The following is a 22643-nucleotide window of genomic DNA, read 5'->3' on the forward strand; positions in this document are numbered from 1 at the left end:
CCCCAAATATAACCATTGTAGTATTGTTTTGTTTACTTTGTTTCTTCGATTATGATCCGAAAACAAAAGGTATATCTTTCCCTGGGAAGCAACTTGGGCCATCGGCTGGCAACCCTTCAAAAAGCCATTTTTCGCATTCAAAAGGATGTGGGAACAGTGCTCGACATCTCGTCGGTGTATGAAAATCCGGCTGTTGGTTTTGAGGGCGATCCCTTTTTAAACATTTGCATTTCCCTACTCACTGAACTGAAGCCCAACGAACTGCTGCAACAACTACTGGAAATTGAAAAGGCATTCGGGCGGGTGCGTTCGGAAACGGAAGGCTATTCCTCCCGTACCTTGGATATCGACATTATCTATTACGGGAACGAGGTAATCCACACAGAAGATTTGGTCATCCCCCATCCACAAATGCAAAACCGAAACTTTGTTTTGCGACCCTTGGCAGATATTGCACCCCAATTCTACCATCCGGTATTTCAAAAAGATACCCGCAACCTTTTACAGGAATGCAAGGACCGCAGCCAACTGACGAAGACCAAATACAAATTGTTCAAGGATCGTGCGGGACTGTTTTCCCAGTTGCAACTGATTTCCATCGAAGGCAACATTGGCGCAGGAAAGACCACACTTTCCACCATGATCGCCGAGGACTTCAATGCCAAATTGATCTTGGAACGGTTTGCCGACAACCCCTTTCTCCCCAAATTTTATGAGGATCAGGCGCGGTATGCCTTTCCTTTGGAAATGTCCTTTTTGGCGGACCGCTACCAACAATTTATGGACGATACCTCCCAGTTTGATCTGTTCAAGAACTTTATGGTGAGTGATTACGACATTTTTAAATCGTTGATCTTTGCCAAGGTCACTTTACAACCGGAAGAATATAATCTATACCGAAAGGTCTTCAACTTTATGTACCGGGAGGTTAAAAAACCTGAAATTTACCTGTACCTCTATCAAAATACGGAACGCTTGTTGGCCAATATCAAAAAAAGAGGAAGGGATTATGAACAAAATATTGACCCTGAATACCTTGAAAAAATCAACCGGGGCTATCTGGATTTTATCAAGAGCCACCAGGACCAGAACAGCCTAATCATCGACATTAGCGAGTTGGATTTTGTGCACCGTCCCGAGGATTACGAATTTATCCTGTCCAAACTGGAAGACGATATACTTTCATCAGAGTTTTAAGAGAATTTTTGGAAAATGTTTGGATATAACGAATGGTTTTATTTTCTTAGAGCCCTCTTAAAAAGAAACTAACTAACTCAAGCTTTATATGGAGCCCCGTTCATTCGGGGCTTTTTTTATTTTAGGGCCTTCCACTTGGACCATACATCCCACACCACAATGCCAGCGCTTACCGAAATGTTCAGGGAATGCTTGGTACCAAATTGGGGAATTTCCAACACCTGATCGCAAGCGGAAACCACTTCCTGATCCACCCCTTTTACTTCGTTGCCAAAAATCAGCGCTACGGTTTCTTTAGGATTAATGGCAAAATCATGGAGCTGGGTCGCGTTCTCGGCCTGTTCCACGGCAATGGTTTTTATACCGTTCCGTTTCAAATCTTGAACGAGTTCCAACGTATCCTTGCGATATTCCCAGTCCACGCTTTCTGTGGCCCCGAGTGCCGTTTTGCGGATGTCCTTGTGTGGCGGGGTGGCCGTAATGCCGCACAGATAGATTTTTTCCACCAAAAAGGCATCGGCGGTCCGGAAGACCGAGCCAATATTGTTCAGGCTACGAATATTGTCCAATACCACAATAATGGGCGACTTTTCCGCTGCCTTAAAACCTTCCACATCCAAGCGTTCCAACTCGCTATTCTCCAGTTTTCGATTCATTTTTTTAACCATTGGGGTGAAAATATCAACAAAAATTTTCGTTGGCCCGCGAAAACAATATATTCGTTTCCCTGCCTGTTGCAGGGCAAAAGTAACAGAATAAAATCGCTTTGGCAGCCAATAAAAAGACAAAGAAAGTAACCCCGTTGATGCAACAGTACAACGCCATCAAGGTAAAGCATCCTGATGCCCTGTTGTTGTTCCGCGTTGGGGATTTTTATGAAACCTTTGGCGAAGATGCTGTAAAGGCCGCCAAAATATTGGGCATTATCCTTACGCACCGGAACAATGGGGGCAACCAAACCGAATTGGCCGGTTTTCCGCACCATTCCCTGAACACCTATTTACCAAAATTGGTAAAAGCGGGGCAACGCGTGGCCATTTGCGATCAATTGGAAGACCCCAAACAAACCAAGAGCATTGTAAAGCGTGGTGTAACCGAACTGGTTACACCGGGGGTAGCCCTTAACGACGATATTCTTTCGGCCAAGAACAACAACTTTTTATGTGCTGTCCATTTTGGGCGCAACAAATTGGGGATTGCCTTTTTGGATATTTCCACAGGTGAGTTTTTAACGTCCGAAGGGTCGGTGGAACAGGTGGACAAACTGCTGCAGAATTTTGCCCCCAACGAAGTATTGGTTTCCAAGTCGCACAGAAAAGAGTTTGTGGAGCAATTCGGCAACCAACTCCATACTTTTTTCATGGAAGATTGGATTTTTCAGGAAGATTATGCCGATGAAAGTCTGAACAACCATTTTGGCACCAAGACCTTAAAAGGTTTTGGCATCGACCACCTCAACCAAGGTATCATTGCCTCCGGCGCCGTATTGCATTACCTATCGGAAACACAGCATAGCCGGTTACAGCACATCAATCGTATCCAGCGTATTGCGGAAGAAGAGTATGTGTGGATGGACCGTTTTACCATCCGAAATCTGGAACTGTACCACTCTCCCAATCAGAATGCGGTGACCTTGTTGGACATCATCGACAAGACCCTGTCCCCCATGGGCGGGCGTTTATTGAAACGTTGGCTGGCCCTTCCCTTAAAAAACAAGGAAAAGATACAGGAACGCCATCAAGTGGTGGCCTTTTTGAAGGCGACTACCGAATCCTTGGAAAAAATGCAGCATTGGATCAAACAGATGGGTGACCTGGAACGTTTGATCTCCAAACTGGCCACAGGCAAAATCAATCCGAAGGAAGTGATTCAGCTTAAAAATTCGATGGAGGCGTTGGTACCCATCAAACAATTGGCCGAACAGAGCACCAATGCATCCCTACAGAATATTGGTCAACGTTTGGATGGTTGTGAACCACTTCGTTCAAAAATCAAGGAGGTATTGAACGAGGAGGCCCCGGTAAACATTGCCAAAGGCAACACCATTGCCCAAGGGTACTCCCAGGAACTGGATGAACTCCGCAACCTGGCCTTTTCCGGAAAGGACTATTTGGACCAAATGCTGGAACGCGAATCGAAGGAAACGGGCATTACCTCCCTCAAAATTGCGTCCAACAACGTATTTGGCTATTATATCGAAGTACGTAATACCCACAAGGATAAAGTTCCTGAAACCTGGATCCGCAAACAGACCTTGGTGAATGCCGAACGGTACATTACCGAGGAACTGAAAGAATACGAATCCAAGATCTTGGGCGCTGAGGAACGCATTTACCAGTTGGAGCAGCAATTGTTCGAACGGCTATTGGTCTGGATGCAAGAGTATATCCGTCCGGTACAGCAGAATGCCCATTTGGTCGCCCAACTCGACTGTTTGTGTGGTTTTGCCCAACTCGCTATCGAAAACAATTATGTGCAGCCTGAGGTAAACGACTCCACCGTGCTTGACATTAAGGAAGGGCGCCATCCGGTAATCGAAAAACAATTGCCCTTGGGCGAAAGTTATGTGACCAACGATGTGTGCCTGAACCGGGAGGACCAGCAAATTATTATGATCACAGGTCCGAACATGAGTGGTAAATCGGCCATTTTACGGCAAACGGCCTTGATTGTGCTATTGGCTCAAATGGGCAGTTTTGTACCCGCTTCGGAAGCGAACATTGGTTTGGTGGACAAGATTTTTACCCGAGTTGGGGCCAGCGACAATATTTCGATGGGGGAATCGACCTTTATGGTGGAAATGAACGAAACCGCCTCGATTTTGAACAACCTTTCCGAACGCAGTTTGGTGTTGTTGGATGAGATCGGTCGGGGAACCAGCACCTATGATGGTATTTCCATTGCTTGGGCCATTTCCGAATATTTGCACGAGCACCCTGCCAGGGCCAAGACCCTGTTTGCCACCCATTACCACGAGCTGAACGAAATGACCACGACGTTTCCACGCATTAAGAATTTTAATGTTTCGGTAAAGGAGTTGGAAGACAATGTGTTATTCTTACGCAAACTGGTTCCGGGGGGCAGCGAGCACAGTTTTGGTATCCATGTGGCGAAAATGTCGGGCATGCCCCAACAAGTCATCCAAAAGGCAAATAAAATCCTGAAAAAACTCGAAAAATCGCATTCAAGCGAAGAAATGACAGATAAATTGCAGGCGACCCAGAACGAGATGCAGTTGAGTTTTTTCAACTTGGACGACCCGTTGTTGGAAGAAATCAAGGAGGAAATCTTGCATTTGGACATCGACACACTGACTCCGGTTGAGGCACTTATGAAATTGAACGAGATCAAACGCATGTTGAGCAAAAAGAAAAAAGCTTCTTCCTAAAAAAATTCTTTCTTTTTTGCAGAAATGTATTAAATTTGCATCCGCGCTTAGAAAAAGAGCGGGTTCTTTACAATGCGAAAATAGCTCAGTTGGTAGAGCATCACCTTGCCAAGGTGGAGGTCGCGGGTTCGAATCCCGTTTTTCGCTCAAAAACGCTGCTTGCAGCGTTTTTTTGTTTCAAGTCCAGGCTCGAGTGGTGGAATTGGTAGACACGCCGGACTTAAAATCCTGTGGGCATTATGCCCGTGCGGGTTCAAGTCCCGCCTCGAGTACGCAAAAACCCCGAAGATCAATTGATCTTCGGGGTTTTTCTTTGGCGTTATTATGTATCAGGTTTACTGCCGTTTCCCCTCCACAGTAATTCCCTTCCACCCCATAAGGGCATCATACGTTCCTTCTTCATTTTTTACAAATTCAAAGGACTCCCGTGCCTTGGGGTCTTCAAAAAATACGGTGAGAGACTCGGCCTTCAGTTCGGCATTGAACTCCCCATTCTGCAATATTACCAATCCCCCATCCTGGATGGCGACTTCCAAAACCAACCCATCAAAGTCGTGGAAGGTGTAGAAACCAACATAGTTTTCCAAAACAGCTATCGGAACTTCGATGGCTTGTCTGTTGATTTCCTTGGGATACTCCACTGGTTCCGATTTCATCATTTTAGCCATGTCTTCCACAGTTTGGAAAAAGGGCATTTCATCATAATTGGCCAACAGCACAAAACCAAAATCGTTTTTTAAATCGCGGTATACCTGTGCCCGAATCCCTTTGGAACCTCCATCCTTCTGAATGACCCCTTTGTGCTGCAAAGCGCTGGCAAAGGGTTCCTTGGAAATCGCATCCAAGAATTTCTTTAAATCGGTGGTTGTGGAAAACAATCGTCCCGTACGGAACTCGTCGCGAGAAATATTGGGTACTTCCACCAAAGTGGAGTCCTTCAACACATGGTTTTTAGCCAATCGGGTTATTTTGGCTTCCTTGGTATAAAAATGGACCCCACTTTCATCCATATGCAAAGGCACAAAGAGTTCATCCACCATGCATTGACCAAAGGGCTTGCCATAGATCTGGGCCACAATTTCATACAACAGTTCATACCCCACATTTGAATATTGTGCATCGGTGCCTGGTTCAAAAAGTAAGGGCTCCTTTTTGGCAAGTGCGACTATTTCAGCAGGGGTCAGGTCGATTTCCTCCCCATCCACATGGGTCAGCTCCCTGGGCAAGCCAGAGCGATGATCCAACAACATCTGAAGTGTAATACGATCGCCTTGGGAAAATCCGTCAAAAAAATCATCCAGGGTTTGGTCCATGGACAGTTTATTCTCGGATTGCAATTGCACCAACAAATAATGGGTCATCAGTTTGGAAACCGAATGAATATCGAATTGGGTTTCCGTGGTAACAAAGGTGGAACTGGTATCCCCTTGCATATTGTAGGACTGGTGCAGTACCACATCATCGCCTTTGTACGCCAACACCACACCATTGAACTGTTTCAAATCCGTCAGTTTGGAAAAATAGGTGTCCACTGAATCACGCATTCCCGACCACTTCTCTTGGTCCACTTTTTTATCTGAAGTACTTTTCTGCCCGCAGGCCATTACCATTAGTGAAGCAATCAAAATTCCTAAATACCGCATACTTTAAATTTTTTGCAAAGAAGGTACATGTCGATAAGATAAAATTGTAAAAATGGAAACCTACACGTGCCGCAGCATAAATTCAGGTAGATTATTGAAAAAATACATCGGCTGTACCCCACAAACTTTCTTAAAATCGTTGATAAAATGGGGTTGGTCAAAATAGTCGTACAAATACCCCAATTCGGTCAACGAAATTTCAGGATGTTGTGCCTTGTATTTCACCAAATCCAAAATGCGCACGGTAATGATGAACTTTTTTAAGGGGTAAAGCACCTCTTTCTTGAATACCTTGCCCAAATATTGGCGCGAACGACCAAAACGTTCGCTCAACTCATTCACCGTAACCTTGCCCTGATTTCCATAAACGTATTCGCAAATTTCCCGCACCAATGTCATCGATGGGGATGCATCCAAAGGATGCGATTGCATAAACTCTTCTGCTAAACGGAACCGTTCGGCCAACGTAGTTGCGCTAAACAAAGCTTGCCATAAATTACCCAACCCTTCGTTGGCAATGTCGATAACACCAATTCCCCTGATATCAGAAAAGAAATGCCCATTGGCCCAAGGTTGCACTTTGATGGTAAAAAAAGTGAGTCCGTCTGCTACCTCAATCCGATAGGGTGGCTGCAAACCATGTATGGTAAATACTTTTTTATGGATTGGCAATACTGTTGATTGCGGACCGTAGCTTAAGGTTCCATTGGCCTCTTTGAAGAATACCAGGTCATAACAACAATCATCGATTACCGGAATGCTCTTAACTTCGGCACCCTTTTCCATTTGGATGAAGTAACACTCCTTAAATAGGGCATTGAGGGGTTCCTCCGGATGATAATTTTGAATGACCAAATCGGCTACTTTGGATTAGATCCCTAAAAATACCGAAAGTTGCCCAATTCAATGCTCGTATTTCATTTTGTACGACTCCCATTGATAGCCCATCTGAACCCTTCTGTACGAATAGATATACTCCCCATCGGTGCGTACATTGATAATACCGGGCAACAGTTTCTTGAAACGCCTTCGTGCCACGGTATTGGCACTGGATAGTGAAAAATCGAGATCACCCAAGGTGGTAGGTTCGTCAATGGTGGCCGCTGCCATGTGGGCCGGATCACCAGCATCCACAAACAGCGCCGACAACGCAGTGGAAAACAATAAGGGCTCCTTGCCGCGCACAGCCCTACCAATGGCCCCCAAAAATTTGGCCCGTGGATGGCCATGGTCCGGAACTTCTCCCGAGGAAACCACGGTCACCATTGGTTTTACAGCCTCAAACAAATCAGGGTCGAACTCATGGCTCCCATGATGGGGCGCCTTGAAAATATGGGCGTTTACCTGTAAGGCACCATCGGGTTGGGACAGTAACAAACCACTCCCCTCAATGTTCAAATCGCCAGAAAAAAACGTACGAACGTGGTTATAGCTCATCCGAAACACCAACGAATGCCCGTTAATGGTATGTGACTTGCCACCAAACCATTCAAACGACCCATTGGGTCTCAGGATTGGTCCCAAAATCTCCACACGAAGATCGGGATCGCCAATATCCAAAACACCTGTAGTGCTGTCCAAACGATGGTAATCTATCCCCTTGGCCTTTATGGCGTCGGTCCAATCTTTAAAGGTGCCGGTTAAATGCTGTCCGGTTAAATCGTTCAGGGTATCGTGCTTGGTCACCAGCTCCCCGTTGACCTCATCACCCAATTCGGTATTGAATCCCGATTCGTACAAACCAATGCCATTATGGTAAATATGGTTGATTGTAATCTTGGGGTGATTGACCAAGGGAATGAGACCTTCCACATGATCGGCATCGGCATGGCTCAAAAACAGATGGTCGATGGTCACCGAATTGCCAGGTTGGTCCAATCGGTACTTCCAAATGATAAAACCCAGGGCCCGGTCGCGCAATCCACCATCCACTAAAATTTTGGTATTGTTTGGGGACACTACAAAAGCGGCATCGCCTTGTCCCACATCCAAAAAATACATTTCCAGACTTCGCTTGTTCACGAGATCGGGTTCCTTCATTTCTCCATCGCGACCTCGGTAGCGGATAGGTGTATAGCCAACAGTAGGGGCGTTGCCCGGAAGGGTTTCCACCTCATCTCCATAGATCAGCACGTAGCTCTTTCGTTCGTTTTGGTCTTGAAAATAGAAGCGTTTGGTCTTGTCCCCAATAAATTGCACAGCCATAATTGAAGTTTTTAAGGTTATGGGGAACCTTTCTAAAGTTACAGAATTTTCCTATATTTTTTACACACCCAACACTATAAAACTGGTAAATATATCATTGCCCAAGATTATAGCAATACCTTTGGAGACAGTCATTTATTTCCTTTTTTTACCTATCTTCAAGAGCATTTCCCGCTATCAACCTTTGAGAACCCAACACCTTCGATATGAAAAAACTGTTGACCTTATTCTTGTCCATCCCCCTATTTTATGGATTTACTTTGAACAACCTTCCTTCCTTGGATAGCACCACTAAAGATCCCTTCGGTAAATACGGTGTTTTTGACCACCAAATCAGTATTGGAAAACCAGCCATTCCTGGTACTGTTTCCTATGATTCCGAAATGCAGGAATATACGTTGGAAGGTTCGGGGACCAATATGTGGGCGAATAGCGATGAGTTTCAATACCTGTACAAATCCATTCAAGGAGATTTTATTCTTAGGGCACGGGTAGGATTTATTGGTAAAGGGGTCGATCCACACCGAAAAATTGGATGGATCGTGCGTAATGACCTCAGTGGCGATTCACCCCATATCAATGCGGCTATTCACGGCGATGGTCTGACTTCACTACAATATAGAAAAGAAATTGGTGGTGAGACCGAGGAAGTAATTTCCAGTGATACTGCCCCGGATGTGGTCCAATTGGAACGAAGGGATGGTGTTTTCTTTATGTCAACCGCCAAATTTGGCCAACCCTTTACCACGGTAAAAATTGAAGATGTGCCACTTAGAAATGAGGTATTTGTAGGACTGTATATCTGTTCGCACAACCCCGAAGTGGTAGAAAAGGCAGTTTTTACCAACGTGCGTATCATAAAACCCGCTCCCAAAGATTTTGAACCTTACCGGGATTACATCGGCAGTAACATGGAAATTATGAATGTTGAAACGGGCCACCGAAAGGTCCTGTTCCACTCCGCCCATTCCGTACAAGCTCCAAACTGGGTCAATAATGATGAAGAATTGGTGTACAATTCCAATGGTTTTTTATATCGATATGATTTTAAATCTGACGAGATTTCCCAAATCGAAACAGGATTTGCGATCAACAATAATAACGACCATGTGTTCTCTTTTGACGAAAGCATTTTGGGCATCAGTAACCATAACCAAGATGATGGAGGAAACTCGTCCATTTACATTATGCATCCCCAAGGAGATTCCCTGCCTAGGAAAATCACCAAGGATGGCTTGGGTGCCTCCTATCTTCATGGCATATCCCCCGATAACAAGCAGATGTTATTCACTGGGCAACGCAACGGCAAATATGATATTTACAGCGTAACTATTGCAACTGGCAAAGAGAAACAGCTAACGGATACCGAAAATTTGGATGACGGATCTGAATATTCCCCTGATGGCAAATACATTTATTTCAACTCCAACAGAACAGGCCATATGCACTTATGGCGTATGAAAGCTAATGGAAAAGATCCTGAACAACTGACGAACGACCCCGACTATAAGGATTGGTTTCCCCACATTTCCCCAGATGGCAAGTGGATCGTGTTCATTTCCTTTCCTCCTACCGTTGGGTTTGGCGATCATCCATTTTATAAACATTGTACCATTCGCCTGATGCCAACCTCTGGTGGTACGCCAATAATTATCGGATACGTTTATGGGGGGCAGGGAACCATGAATGTGCCCAGCTGGTCCAAGGACAGCAAACATATCGCTTTTGTGAGCAACAGTGACTAAACTTCAAAACAAAAGGGGACCTTCTGGTCCCCTCTCTTTATATCTATATCACATTTTGCTTACGTTAGCAAATTCCCGTTCTCATCCCATTCGGCAATAATGCCCCTTTTGCTCTGGTCCACACATTTGGCCAACCATTCTTCCTCATAGGCAACACCGTGCTGTTCCAAAACATCATCAGGCACCCCGTCCCAAACATTGGGCATGTTTCCTTTGTACCCGATTTCTTCGATACCGATCTTGCTGGTATAGAAACCGGTCATGGTCAGGTTACGGACCAAGGAAAAGAAATTCACCTCAAAAGGACGTTCGTTGGAAGGCACTTCGGGATCGTAATAGGCTATTTCATCCAAAATGGCTTTTTGCTGTTCCTGCGAGGCAGCCTTGAACTCGACGCCATTTTCGGTATTGCATTTATGGTCCAACCACATTACGCCACCCCGAATATCGGGTTGAAAGGCTTCATTGTCCTTTGCCATAAACTCGATAAAATCCACCACCTTGGCATCCGATGCCGCCTTGAATTCCTCCGAACCGGGCAAAATCAAATCACACAAAACTGTCAATGTTTCAATTTCATGCGGATTCAAAAATTGTTCTTCCTCCAATTCGGCCAACAATTCTTCTTCCAATGGGACCCTGCCCGGGTAGGTAATCTTTGGAGATTCGACCAGTTCTTCAGATCCAGCTTCTGGTTTGCATCCGTGTATGGCTAATCCGCCTGCAACGGTGCCCAATACAATCGATTTTAAACTTTTTCTTCTGTCCATCTCCTTAAATATTTTGTTGTTTCAATTGGTCTACAATGTATTCGGAAGCTCTCATGGAAAGGGCCAAAATGGTCCATGTACAGTTCTTGTCTGCCTGCGAGGTGAATACCCCGGCATCGACCACAAAAACATTGTCCACATCGTGCAATTGCTGAAATTTATTTGTCACCGAAGTCTTGGGATCGTCACCCATTCGGGTAGTGCCCACCTCGTGAATGATACGACCCGGTACATGAAGACCATAATCCCTGTCCTTGCCCGGTTTATCTCCCAAGGGAATGCCACCCATGTTGTGGATGATCTCTTCAAAGGTATCATGCGCATGTTTGGCTTGATTGCGTTCAAGGTCCGACCATTTATAATGAAAACGCAACACGGGAATACCGAACTCGTCCACCGTAGTGGGATCGATCTCGCAATAGTTTTCCTTAAGGGCAATGGATTCACCACGGGATGAAATACCCATGGTGGCACCGTAGTATTTTTTGGCCTCGCCACGCAGCACATCACCGTAGCCTCCTACCTTGGTACCGAAGAATTTATTGAACTCGTTCACATTGAATCCGAATCCATAATTGGGCATACCCATGCCACCCCATACTTCAATATGGTAGCCTCTTGGGAAATCCAGTTTGGAATTGTCGCCCCACCATGGGGAGTACACGTGCATACCACCCACACCGTCTTCGTTGTAAGATACCTTACGGTTCATTAAGTCCGGGATAAAGGCAGCCCTGTCTGCTCCTGTGGAATCGTGCAAATACTTCCCGACCACATCACTGCTGTTGCCCAAGCCATTGGGGTGCTGCTTGCTTTTAGAATTCAATAGGATACGTGCCGTACTACAGGCCGATGCCCCCAATACCACAACCCTACCTTTCAGTTTGTATTCCTTTCTATCTTCTTTGTTGATGTAGGATACTCCGGTTGCCTTACCCTCTGCATCGGTGGTTACTTCACGCACCATGCAATTGACGAACAAGTCGACCTGTCCACCATTCTTTTGGGCAGGGAAAATCAAACACGTACCTGCCGAAAAATCGGCATACACCTGGCAAGCGCGATTGCACTGCCCACAATAAAAACAAACGCCCCGATCATTGTTGATTTTCTTGGTCAACATGGACATCCGTGAGGGATATACGGGAACATTGCTCTTGCGTGCCCCCTTGATATAAAACAGTTCGTGCAAACGGGGTTTAGGTGGCGGTAAAAAGAAACCATCGGGATCATTGGGCAACCCTTCATTGGTACCAAACACCCCGATCAATTTGTCTACTTTGTCGTAATAGGGCTTTACATCATCGTAGCTGATGGGCCAGTTGTCGCCATAGCCATCAATATCTTTGTGTTTAAAATCGTTAGGTCCAAAACGGAGTGAAATACGTCCCCAGTGATTGGTTCGTCCGCCCAACATTCGGGAGCGGAACCAATCGAATTGGGTACCGTCCTTTTGGGTGTAGGGCTCTCCTTCAATATCCCACCCACCATAGGCGGCATCAAAATCCCCAAAGGGTCGAAACCGGGTGCTGGCACCCCTTCTCGGACTTTCATAGGGCCATTTCAATTGGGTCTGATGTTCTGGCAAGGCAGGATCGAAAAAGGGCCCCGCTTCCACTACGGCAACCTTAAGTCCCGCTTCCGACAGTACTTTGGTGGCCATACCACCTCCTGCACCCGATCCCACAATAATGGCATCGTACACGGTGGCGTTTTCAATAATTTGCATTGGCTATATATTGGTTTGATAGTTACATTGCTGTATATCAGTACTATTACATTCAAAAACCCCAATAGAATCTTTCAAATAAGGAGCATTTAGAAAAAAGTAACTGCACTACTAGCTATTAAATATACTTTTTCTTAGAACAAATCCGGGCAACTCGATTCCAATTTTCAAGGAAATTCTTTTGAATGAACCAACTCGGGCAACTCGTTAAAATACCCGATATTTGAAATACTCATAAAACAAACCAACTACAAATCACTGTTTCCACATGAACCGATTTTTTTTACCCATTGTAATGCTGGCATTGTCGTTTACCACAGTGCAGGCCCAAAAAGGCAATACCTCACCTCTTAAAATTAAGGATATTATGCAGGGGGATGATTTTGTCGGGCATCTTCCCTCCAATCCGTATTGGTCCACTGACGGATCGACCCTTTATTTTGATTGGAACCCCGATGGTGCCCTGAGCGATTCGCTTTATGCCTATACCCTAGACAGCAAAACCACAAAAAAAGTGACCTTTATGGAGGCCAATGCCCTACCCTCCCAACGGTTGACTTATAACCAAGACAAGTCCAAGGCAGTTTATGAAAAAGGTGGTGATATTTACCTGCTGGATGTGGCCACCTATACCGCCAAGCCAATTACCAAAACCCAAGAACGGGAAAGCAATCCTCATTTCACCCATAACGGCAAGAGTGTGGCCTATACCAAGGGTGGGGAACTATTTACCTGGAGCCTTGCGAACGGGACCACGGAACAACAAACGAATTTTGTAAAGTCCAAAGACAAGGAGCCCAAACGGGATTCGAAAGACGAGTGGTTGTATCAAGATCAATTGGACTTATTTGATGTGCTTCGGGAACGCAAACATAAAAAAGATACAGGTGACGAAATCAGTAAAAAATTGGAGACCCTTCAACCGCTGGAAATTGAAACCGGTGGTAAAACGGTAATCGGTCTTGAAATGGACCCTTCCGGAAATTATATCACCTATATGTTAATGGACCGTCCAAAATCCAAAGGAACCATAGTTCCCCATTTTGTGACCGAATCGGGATATACCGAGGACCAAAACACACGCTCCAAGGTTGGTGACGAGCACACGCAATATGAAATGTTCGTGTATGATGTAAACGAACGCAAAAGTTATCCGGTGGTGCTGGATAATTTGGAAGGGCTGGACTATGTGCCTGAATACACTAAAGAGTATCCGGACAAGCCTTATAAAAATGAAGACCGTATCGGTTTTATCAACGGCCCGACTTGGAATGAAGAGGGCACCAAGGCCCTATTGGACATTCAGGCGAATGATTACAAAGACCGTTGGATCGTTTTATTGGATCCCAAAACAGGAACAGTGGAGCAATTGGACCGTCAACATGACGAAGCCTGGATTGCTGGTCCCGGCATTGGTTGGTTTGGAGGGTCCAAATTGGGATGGTTGCCCGATAGCAAAAGCGTGTGGTTCATGTCCGAAAAAACCGGATACACCCACCTTTACACCATGGATCTCAAATCAAAAAAAGCAAAAGCGTTGACCTCTGGAACTTTCGAAGTGTATGACCCCTTCATTTCCAAGGATGAGACACGTTGGTACTTTGTGGCCAACAAAAACCATCCGGGTGACCGACAGTTTTATGCCATGCCACTTAAGGGTGGAAAAATGGAACAGTTGACCCAAATGACCGGGCGTAACGATGTGTTCCTTTCCCCCGATGAGCAAAAAATGGCCATCCTCTATTCGTATTCCAATACCCCGACCGAACTTTTCTTGCAAGACAATCCCGTCTTCAACAAAGACGCTGGTCCAGCAGAACAACTTACCCATTCCCAAACGGAGGCATTCAAGGCATACAATTGGAAAGACCCTGAGATCATCACTTTCACCGCATCGGATGGCGCTGAGGTACACGCCCGTCTGTATCAGCCGGAGGCCAGTGTCAAAAACAATGCCGCAGTAATCTTTGTGCATGGAGCCGGTTACCTTCAGAATGCCCATAAGTGGTGGAGCTCCTATTTTAGGGAATACATGTTCCACAACCTTTTGGTGGACAATGGCTATACTGTACTTGACATCGATTATAGGGCCAGTGCAGGATATGGCAGGGATTGGCGAACCGGCATCTATCGACACATGGGTGGAAAGGACCTTTCCGATCAAGTGGATGGTGCCCACATGTTGATGGAAAAATACGGTATCGATGCTGACAAAGTCGGTATTTATGGGGGATCTTATGGTGGTTTCATCACCCTGATGGCCCTATTCAATGCACCTGATACCTTCAGTGCCGGAGGCGCCATCAGATCCGTAGGTGACTGGGCAGCCTATAATCATGGGTACACAGCCCGAATCCTAAACACTCCGGCCACCGATAGCTTGGCCTATAAACGTAGCTCGCCCATTTATTTTGCCGATGGCTTGAAGGGCAAATTATTGATTCTCCACGGCATGGTGGATGACAACGTTCACTTTCAGGATATGGTACGCCTGTCGCAACGGTTGATCGAACTGGGCAAGGAAGACTGGGAAATGGCCCTGTATCCCGTGGAACGGCATGGTTTTGTGGAAGCCAGCAGTTGGACGGACGAATACACCCGAATCTTCAACCTGTTCCAAGAAGCACTGTTGAACGAAAAATAATCGAATGGGCCCAATGATCATTGGGCCCATTTTCATTTAAAAAACATATCTTCCGTTTCAAAATTAACCAACAAACGGAATGAAAGCACTGCTAAAAGCACTGGGGCCGGGACTTTTGTTCGCCAGTATGGCCATTGGAACCTCCCATTTGGTATTGTCCACCAAAGCCGGTGCACAATATGGCTGGATCATGGTCATCCCCATTCTACTGGCCAACCTGTTCAAATATCCTTTTTTTGAATTCGGGATACGATACACCACCGTGACGGAAAAAAGTCTGATTCAAGGCTACCTGAACTTGGGCAAAACCTATCTGTGGATCTATGCCCTGGTCACCCTGATTTCCACATTCACCATTTTGGCGGCGCTTTATGTGGTTACGGCCGGTTTGTTCATGAACCTTTTTGAGGTTACTTCGGTGGGTGCCGGAACCATTTCCCTGTGTTTGTTTGTTTTTATCAGTCTATTGCTGATCATCGGTAAGTACCGCTTTTTGGAAAATTCCCTAAAAGTAGTAATCACCATTCTCTTTGTGGCTTTGTTGGTGACAACAGTAATGGTTTTGCAAAAAGGGCCCGTACCCGAAGCAGCTAATTATCAACGACCCGAATTGTTCAATGAGGTGGGCATTTTGTTCCTGATCGGATTGATCGGATGGATGCCGACAGCCGTGGAAGCCTCCGGTTGGGTAAGCATGTGGGGCATGGAGAATTTAAAGACCATGAAAAACAAGCCCACCCTTAAAATTGCGATCCAAGAATTCAACGTGGGCTACATCTTGACAGCTTTGTTGGCCATATTCTTTATGATCATCGGTTGGTACACGCTGTATGGCACCGGAACGGAACTCAGTGGCAATGCCGTGGTTTTCGCCGACCAATTGGTCAATCTTTTTACGGTCCACATTGGCAGTTGGGCCTATATTTTTATTGCCGTTGCGGCTTTCGCCACCATGTTCAGTACGTGTATGACGGCCCATGACGCCATTTCAAGGGTAAGTGTCGATATACTTCAAAAATTATTCCCGGAAAAACCAACTTTTAGGCATAAAAATGCGTTTGCCGTGATGGTTTTGTTGATGACGGCGATCAATTGGATGGTAATCACCCTTTTCAGTGCCAATATGGGCAATTTGGTGGCCTTGGCCACTTTTGTCTCCTTTGTATTAGCTCCCCTTTTGGGCTGGATGAACTTGAAAACCGTAATGGGTAAAGATGTTCCTACGGAACACAGGCCGCGTTTGGGGCTTCGCATCCTCACCTATTGTGGAATGGTATTCCTGACCCTTTTTGCCCTCTACTATTGTTGGATGTTGTTGATGTAACTTAATCAAAAAGGACGTTGTCGTTAAGCACGACCACCAAGGTACGTTGGTTTTGTTTGTGGAGCATTTCAATACAGAAAACCCCATTGGTACAGTTGTTCAGAATTTTGTCTTCCCCATACCCTATGGTATACAGAATACTATTCCCGGGCACGCCTTGGGCTACCAAATACCTTTTGACGGCATCGGAACGGGCTTGTGTCAATTGAAAGTTGGTAGCGCTTCCTCCCCTACTGTCCGTATAGGTTTCGATACGCAGTTGGGCCTGTGGAAACGCTTTTGCAAAAGCGACAACATTATCCAGCTCAGCTTCAATTTCCGGGGTTAACTGTGTGGAACTGGTTCCAAAATAGAACTTGTCCATCTTCACTACTTTCTGACCTTCCTTTTCCTCCACCAGATCATCATACAATGCAATTTTTATATTGTATTCCGAATTGGCCAACTCACTGAGTTGGGTTTCGTCAAATTGTTTTTTAAAGACAGAATAGCGGTCTTTTGTGCTTTCCAAAACCACACCCTTTTGCCATGGCACTTCCAACCGGTAGTTGCCATCTTCATCCGAAAAGGTTTCGGCCAACAGGGTTCCCTCCGTATTTAAAAGTCGTACCACGGCCAGCTCCACCGTACTGGACGGTTCATAGGATTTCACAACCTTACCTTTAAAGGTAATGGTACGCAAACCTGGTTTTTCATCCACTTTAAACCCATAAATATCATCCTTGCCCTTTCCACCGGGTCGGTTGGAGGCAAAATAGCCCAACAGGCCATCCCCATCGTTACGGATAATCAATCCAAAATCATCATATTCGGTGTTGATTCCTGGACCCAAATTAATGGGGATACCAAACTCATCGCCTTCAATATTGGATTTATAAATATCCATTCCTCCAAGTCCGTAAAACACATCCGAAGCGAAGTAAAAATTATCCTCGAAAATGTAAGGTGCCACTTCATTACCCGGTGAATTGACCCTTGGCCCCAAATTGATGGGCGCCGACATTACCTGACCATTGTTGGTGTACACAAAATAGATGTCCGTGCCACCATAACCGTCCCCAAAATCGGCTGCAAAAAAGAGTTTGCCACTGGCATCGTCGTAAAAAGGATAGTAAAAAGAAGTGCTTAAATCCTTTAGAAGCAGTTGAAAGCCACCTCCTAAGGTCTGCATCCCTATGGCAAGTGCATTTTTTCCATTGGCATCGAAGGCCAATTCCCCATCCGACGTGTTCGACAACACATAAAAAACCTTGTTCTGTTGGGAAGAATAATAGGGTGTTGCCGCATGAAAATTAGACTTGGCGATTTGATCGAATAACTGTATCTCCATAACCTGGCCATTTGGCTGAATCATGGATTCATAAATTTTAAAGTAGCCTTCGTTACCTGGTTCGTACCGATAGCGTTTGTCCTGTTGTCGCCCACTGGAAAATAACAATTTGCCATTGAAGAAGGCTGGTGCAAAATCCGTTTGCGGACTATTGGCGGCCAAATTAAAAATAGTGTAGTCCAAATCATCTACCGTATCTGTGCGAAGCAATTGATCATTGAACTCCATATTGACCATCAATTCCTTGGGAAAATTGGACGACATGGAAGCCAGAAAGGATGCCTTTTTATCCTTGTCCTCCGTTTTGGTAAAACTTTGGATCATTTTATTGAAGTGATGGCTATCCATAAGGGTGTCCCTTTTGTACAGCTCCAAATACGCATCGGCCGCTTTGTCAAAACTATTGGTCTGGAAATAGGCATCGGCCAGATTTAGAAACTGTTTTTGGGAAAGGGTACCATTGGCGAGCTGCTCTTCATAAGCGGTTACCGCTTTTTGGTATTCGTATTGAAAGAAAAACTCGTCCCCTTTGGACTTTTTCTCTTGGGCAAAGCAAGTACTAGCACTTAAAAGGGCGATTAAAAAAATGAATCGTATGTTTTGTTTCAGGTTCATGTTAGAAAAATCTTGGGGAATCTATCTGCTTGCCTTTATTCTTGGTGTTCTTGTTCTTGCTTTTTGATTTGCCACTGCCCGAGCCAAAACCTCCACGTCCGATATAGAACTTCAGAATGGCCTCGTGCGACCCTCCACTGTACTCTCCCAGTCCATTCGTATTGTAATCGTAGGAATAGCCAATAAACATGGCATTGGAAATCTGGAATCCCGCCAAACCGCTCACCGCATTATCAAAACGGTACGAAGCCCCAATCGTTAAAGCATCAATAAACTGAAAATTGGCTGAAAGGTTTACCGTTACGGGCGCGCCTTGCAGGTAGTTCAACAAAAAGGCGGGTTTAAACTTGGTACGGTCGCCCAATTCAAAAACATAACCCCCAATGGCATTGAACTGCATGTCGTCTTCCACAATGGTGGCCACTTCGTCATTGTATAGCGCATTGGTCAAAAAGTTGGGCACCGAAAGTCCCAGATACCAATCCGATTCGTGATACAGAAACAATCCTGCCCCCACAGTAGGGTAAAAATTGGTGTAACTGCCCCCCAATAGTAATGGGTCCTCTGGGTCATCAAAATTTCCTTTGGAATAATCAATGTTCAAAGATGACCCTCCGGCATTCAATCCAAAAGCCAATTTGGAATCGTCAGACAATTGGATCTGGTAGGAATAGGAAACATCAAAATAGGTCTGTGTGGAAGGACCCAATTCATCGCTTACAATATTAAGTCCCAAGCCCATTTTTTCATTTTGAAAAGGGATGTTGGCCCCGGCCCGAATGGTGGTGGGTGCCCCGGGAATGTCCACCCACTGTGCCCGATACAAACCGATGATTTCCGGACTTTCCACGGTGGTAGAATAAGCTGAGTTGAAACTACCAATATTATACATGTATTGGGTGTATTGGGGCTCCTTTTGGGCATGTATCAAACCTAACCCAAGTAAGAACACCACAAGAAGCGTTTTATGTGCAGAAATCCCTTTACTTTCTCGCATTATTAATCTCTTATAATTTGAATCCACCCCTTGATCACATCACTGTCACTGCCATCCGTCGTATCCAGATCAAGGATATAGTAATAAGTTCCTTTGGGCAATTGTCCGTTTTTGCCCGTACCGTCCCACGAACTATCGTACCCATCCATTTGGAAGACACTGTTGCCATATCTATCAAACACTTCAAATGAATTGTTGGGATATAGATTTTCAGGATCTACAAATTTCAAAGTGTCATTTATTCCGTCCCCATTCGGAGTGAAAATATTGCAAATGGTTCCCGGGTCTTCACAAGGACTGGCATACACATTTACATCAGCAACACCACTGTTGTTTGCATCATCACCATCATTGGGGAAACTGGAAGCGAGGGTTGCCGTATTTTGTTGCTGACCTACAGCGATTACCCTTACTCTAATTTCCAATGTTGCCAATGCTCCGGCATCAAGTGAAGCGATTGCCCATTCTCCAGTTTGGTCATCATAGGTTCCTGTTGATGCGTTACTATTGATAAATTCAAAAATATCGCCATCCAATACATCACTTACAACAATATTGAACGCGCTGTCCGGTGATTGGTTCTCGACTGTAATGGTAAAGTTCACTTCACTATTTAATAGCGCACTTTCATCATCTACTTCTTTGGTAATGGCTAAATCGATATCCTCATTTAGGTTCACTGTGGCGACATTGTTTGCTGCATTATTATCAGCAGGCAATGAGGAGGTCAATGTAGCTGTATTTTGCAATACACCCGTTCCGGTAATCAAAGCTGTTATTTCTAAAGTTGCCGAAGCATCACTGGCCGTCATTTCGGGGATGGTCCACTCCCCTGTTGACTCTTCATAAGTTCCCAATGAGGCTAAATGGCTCACATAGGTAAAATCGGTAGCCAATAAATCTTGTACTACAATGTCCAACACTCGGACCATATCGGTATTGGTCACCGTGATGACAAACACCACTTGATCGCCCACCAAAAAGGGTCCTGTTCCCTGTACTTCCTTGGTAATGGCCAAATCAATGGCTTCCGGGTTACAATCCGCGGTCAAGAAAGGATCACAGGGGTCCAAAGGATCGGTAGCAGCTTCTGGCACCGCTGGGGTATTGGCATCGTCGATCACCAAAACCTCTTCACCATCGGTTAGCCCATCCCCATCGGTATCGGGGTTGGTTGGGTTGGTACCTAAAACATTTTCTTCGTCGTCGGTCAAGCCATCATTGTCCGAATCCACCGTACAATCACTTACGGAGATGGTAACCTGAACCGTTGCGTTGGTACAGGGTGCCACTGCACTGGTCGTGGTATATTCAAACACGTAACTGCCGCCGGGCAATCCCACAAAATCCACCACATTGCCTGCTCCAATGGTCAATGCACCGCTGGAAGGATCTGTCACTATGGCCCAAGTTCCTGGATCGGCTCCGGTTAAGGTCCCGTCCAAATCGATGGTGTTGGATCCACCATTGCCCACCACATTACAGGCCACCGCGTTTGTTGGTGTTCCTGCCGAAGGCGCTGTGTTTACCGTAGCCACAACTTCCTGACGGGGAGAGGCACATCCATTGGCCCTAGCTTCCACATAGAAAGAAGTTGTTCCGGTTAATTCTGGTGTTATGAAATTCGCGCCACTGCCGATCAAAGTGCCCCCTGTCTGGGCATCGAACCAGTTATAGGTTATAGTACTGGCATCGGCCACTGTGGCACTTGCCGATAATGTTACCGTTCCGGGACCACAACGGGAGGCATCGGTGGTACTATCGATAGTAGGGGTAAAATTGCGAACCAAAGACACTGGCAAAACAGGACTGGCACAATCGTTCACACTATCATAATAAAAACCATAATAGGTTCCTGGATCTAAGACCACACTGCTGATCAGATGGGCATCCGTGACCAAGGGGTCGGGATCCACACTCCAGGTCAAAACGCTTCCTGCAGGTGCGGTTGAAGTCACGTAGCTATCCAAATCTACATTGACCTCATCACAAAAACTGACTGATTGCGAAGTATCAAAAATAGGAGCGGAATTCCCGGCATCACAAGGAATCGTACAATCAATGACCGAAATAATCACGTCCACACTTTGATCCACACACGGAAGCTCCGCAGTATTGGTCGTATAGGTAAAGGTATAGGCTCCTAAAGGCTGTCCGTCAAAGTTGACAATATTACTGCCGTTAATGGTAATGGAAGAACCGGATTGCGCACTGGTCAATGCCCATGTTCCTAAATCTTGGCCAGTAATTCGATCATCCAAATCGATGAGGGTATTGCTACCGCCGGCCGTCGTGTTACATACATTGACTGCATTGGTATTCCCAGCATTGGGTTCTTCATTTACTGTCAAGGTAACTGTTACCGAACTCGGGCTTGTACAATCGTTTAGGGCATCATAGAAAAATCCATAATAAGTTCCTTCAGCGGTGACAGTACTACTATCTAAATAGGCTCCGGTATCCGATAGGTTATTGTTTGTACTCCACTGTAAGTTGGCTCCTGGAGGTGGCGTGGTATCCACATAATCGTTCAAATTTTGGCTGAAGTCGGCCAACACATTTACACAAAACTCGGTTTCAAATCCATTAAGTACCGGTGAGGTAGTAGCGGCACAAGTATCGTCATTGTTGATGGTGTATGTGGTGGTGGTCTGACCCCCGAGGGTTACATCTCCAGTAGGAACACTCAATGTAAGGTTGATGGTCTCGTTGGGTTCAATAAGGGCATCCCCGGTTATAGCCAAAGTTGGTATTGGTATCGCCGTGCCCGCGGTGCCATCATAAGCGCCCACAGGAATGTTCACCACCTGAGGATTGGTAAATGTAAAGTCTGTTCCCGCATTGGCCGTACCCGTTCCAGCGTTGGTAACTGTGACCGAACTGGCATTTGTCACCGTACCTGAAATAAAAAGTACAGGCAAATTGTTGCCTACGTTCTCAGCCGCGGCACCTGTGGCCTGTGAAAAGGCAACAGTCACCAAATCGTCACTGGCAATGGTCACCGTGTCACTGTTCGGGGCGCCCACCGTGTAGCCCGTGCCCGCCGCAAGGGTCAG

The 22643-nt window shown here is 45.6% G+C and carries 14 protein-coding genes and 2 tRNA genes; 7 read left to right on the forward strand and 9 right to left on the reverse strand.

What is annotated here, in order from left to right; all coding sequences use genetic code 11:
- Window positions 1-51: 51 nt before the first annotated feature.
- Window positions 52-1197, forward strand: a complete 1146-nt coding sequence (gene folK, locus EO131_RS10925) for a 2-amino-4-hydroxy-6-hydroxymethyldihydropteridine diphosphokinase (RefSeq protein ID WP_127021785.1) — start codon at window positions 52-54, stop codon at window positions 1195-1197.
- 116 nt (window positions 1198-1313) lie between these two features.
- Here folK and EO131_RS10930 read toward each other — a convergent pair whose 3' ends face one another.
- Window positions 1314-1853: an RNA methyltransferase gene (locus tag EO131_RS10930; protein WP_127021787.1), complete on the reverse strand. Its 540-nt coding sequence runs from the start codon at window positions 1851-1853 to the stop codon at window positions 1314-1316.
- A 149-nt stretch (window positions 1854-2002) separates the two neighbouring features.
- Between EO131_RS10930 and mutS the strand changes: the two genes are divergently transcribed.
- The 3 genes from mutS (at window position 2003) to EO131_RS10945 (ending at window position 4857) form a co-directional block, all read left to right on the forward strand.
- Window positions 2003-4585, forward strand: a complete 2583-nt coding sequence (gene mutS / locus EO131_RS10935; protein ID WP_127021832.1) for a DNA mismatch repair protein MutS — start codon at window positions 2003-2005, stop codon at window positions 4583-4585.
- A 74-nt stretch (window positions 4586-4659) separates the two neighbouring features.
- Window positions 4660-4732: transfer RNA gene (locus EO131_RS10940), tRNA-Gly, on the forward strand.
- Between the two features lie 40 nt (window positions 4733-4772).
- Window positions 4773-4857, forward strand: a tRNA-Leu gene (locus EO131_RS10945).
- Between the two features lie 63 nt (window positions 4858-4920).
- Here the strand turns inward: EO131_RS10945 and EO131_RS10950 are convergent.
- From EO131_RS10950 to EO131_RS10960, 3 genes are read right to left on the reverse strand one after another with little or no spacing between them, the layout of a single operon-like run.
- Entirely contained in the window at window positions 4921-6228 is a 1308-nt protein-coding gene (locus EO131_RS10950) for a serine hydrolase domain-containing protein (protein WP_127021789.1), read from the reverse strand.
- A 60-nt stretch (window positions 6229-6288) separates the two neighbouring features.
- A complete protein-coding gene (locus EO131_RS10955; RefSeq protein ID WP_127021791.1) occupies window positions 6289-7083 on the reverse strand; it encodes a helix-turn-helix domain-containing protein in 795 nt (264 codons plus the stop codon).
- A gap of 48 nt (window positions 7084-7131) precedes the next feature.
- A complete protein-coding gene (locus EO131_RS10960) occupies window positions 7132-8433 on the reverse strand; it encodes a ComEC/Rec2 family competence protein (RefSeq protein WP_127021793.1) in 1302 nt (433 codons plus the stop codon).
- Window positions 8434-8639: 206 nt separating this feature from the next.
- Here EO131_RS10960 and EO131_RS10965 point away from each other — a divergent pair, with 206 nt between their 5' ends.
- A complete protein-coding gene (locus tag EO131_RS10965) occupies window positions 8640-10178 on the forward strand; it encodes a TolB family protein (RefSeq protein WP_127021795.1) in 1539 nt (512 codons plus the stop codon).
- A 59-nt stretch (window positions 10179-10237) separates the two neighbouring features.
- Here EO131_RS10965 and EO131_RS10970 read toward each other — a convergent pair whose 3' ends face one another.
- Both EO131_RS10970 and EO131_RS10975 read right to left on the reverse strand, forming a co-directional pair.
- Window positions 10238-10948, reverse strand: a complete 711-nt coding sequence (locus tag EO131_RS10970) for a gluconate 2-dehydrogenase subunit 3 family protein (RefSeq protein WP_127021797.1) — start codon at window positions 10946-10948, stop codon at window positions 10238-10240.
- Window positions 10949-10952: 4 nt separating this feature from the next.
- A complete protein-coding gene (locus EO131_RS10975) occupies window positions 10953-12677 on the reverse strand; it encodes a GMC family oxidoreductase (RefSeq protein ID WP_127021799.1) in 1725 nt (574 codons plus the stop codon).
- Window positions 12678-12945: 268 nt separating this feature from the next.
- Here EO131_RS10975 and EO131_RS10980 point away from each other — a divergent pair, with 268 nt between their 5' ends.
- Together EO131_RS10980 and EO131_RS10985 are read left to right on the forward strand one after the other, a co-directional pair.
- The gene (locus EO131_RS10980; RefSeq protein ID WP_127021801.1) at window positions 12946-15321 is read left to right on the forward strand and encodes a prolyl oligopeptidase family serine peptidase; all 2376 of its coding nucleotides are present in this window, start codon (window positions 12946-12948) and stop codon (window positions 15319-15321) included.
- A 79-nt stretch (window positions 15322-15400) separates the two neighbouring features.
- Window positions 15401-16645, forward strand: coding sequence for an NRAMP family divalent metal transporter (locus tag EO131_RS10985; RefSeq protein ID WP_127021803.1), 1245 nt, complete (start codon window positions 15401-15403; stop codon window positions 16643-16645).
- 1 nt (window position 16646) lies between these two features.
- Here EO131_RS10985 and EO131_RS10990 read toward each other — a convergent pair whose 3' ends face one another.
- The 3 genes from EO131_RS10990 to EO131_RS11000 form a co-directional block, all read right to left on the reverse strand.
- Entirely contained in the window at window positions 16647-18590 is a 1944-nt protein-coding gene (locus EO131_RS10990) for an OmpA family protein (protein ID WP_127021805.1), read from the reverse strand.
- Window position 18591: 1 nt separating this feature from the next.
- Window positions 18592-19587 carry a PorP/SprF family type IX secretion system membrane protein gene (locus EO131_RS10995; RefSeq protein WP_127021807.1) on the reverse strand — a complete coding sequence of 332 codons (996 nt, stop codon included), beginning with the start codon at window positions 19585-19587 and terminating at the stop codon, window positions 18592-18594.
- A gap of 2 nt (window positions 19588-19589) precedes the next feature.
- Window positions 19590-22643 (reverse strand): T9SS type B sorting domain-containing protein (locus EO131_RS11000; RefSeq protein WP_164731673.1); only part of this gene is annotated, 3054 nt, incomplete at its 5' end.

The sequence above is a fragment of the Flagellimonas beolgyonensis genome, from assembly GCF_003992615.1.
GTDB lineage: Bacteria > Bacteroidota > Bacteroidia > Flavobacteriales > Flavobacteriaceae > Flagellimonas > Flagellimonas beolgyonensis.

Coding starts and splice junctions, on each gene's coding strand:
- folK (WP_127021785.1), top strand. CDS start 52: ATGATCCGAAAACAAAAGGTATATCTTTCCCTGGGAAGCAACTTGGGC.
- EO131_RS10930 (WP_127021787.1), bottom strand. CDS start 1,853: ATGAATCGAAAACTGGAGAATAGCGAGTTGGAACGCTTGGATGTGGAA.
- mutS (WP_127021832.1), top strand. CDS start 2,003: ATGCAACAGTACAACGCCATCAAGGTAAAGCATCCTGATGCCCTGTTG.
- EO131_RS10950 (WP_127021789.1), bottom strand. CDS start 6,228: ATGCGGTATTTAGGAATTTTGATTGCTTCACTAATGGTAATGGCCTGC.
- EO131_RS10960 (WP_127021793.1), bottom strand. CDS start 8,433: ATGGCTGTGCAATTTATTGGGGACAAGACCAAACGCTTCTATTTTCAA.
- EO131_RS10965 (WP_127021795.1), top strand. CDS start 8,640: ATGAAAAAACTGTTGACCTTATTCTTGTCCATCCCCCTATTTTATGGA.
- EO131_RS10970 (WP_127021797.1), bottom strand. CDS start 10,948: ATGGACAGAAGAAAAAGTTTAAAATCGATTGTATTGGGCACCGTTGCA.
- EO131_RS10975 (WP_127021799.1), bottom strand. CDS start 12,677: ATGCAAATTATTGAAAACGCCACCGTGTACGATGCCATTATTGTGGGA.
- EO131_RS10980 (WP_127021801.1), top strand. CDS start 12,946: ATGAACCGATTTTTTTTACCCATTGTAATGCTGGCATTGTCGTTTACC.
- EO131_RS10985 (WP_127021803.1), top strand. CDS start 15,401: ATGAAAGCACTGCTAAAAGCACTGGGGCCGGGACTTTTGTTCGCCAGT.
- EO131_RS10990 (WP_127021805.1), bottom strand. CDS start 18,590: ATGAACCTGAAACAAAACATACGATTCATTTTTTTAATCGCCCTTTTA.
- EO131_RS10995 (WP_127021807.1), bottom strand. CDS start 19,587: ATGCGAGAAAGTAAAGGGATTTCTGCACATAAAACGCTTCTTGTGGTG.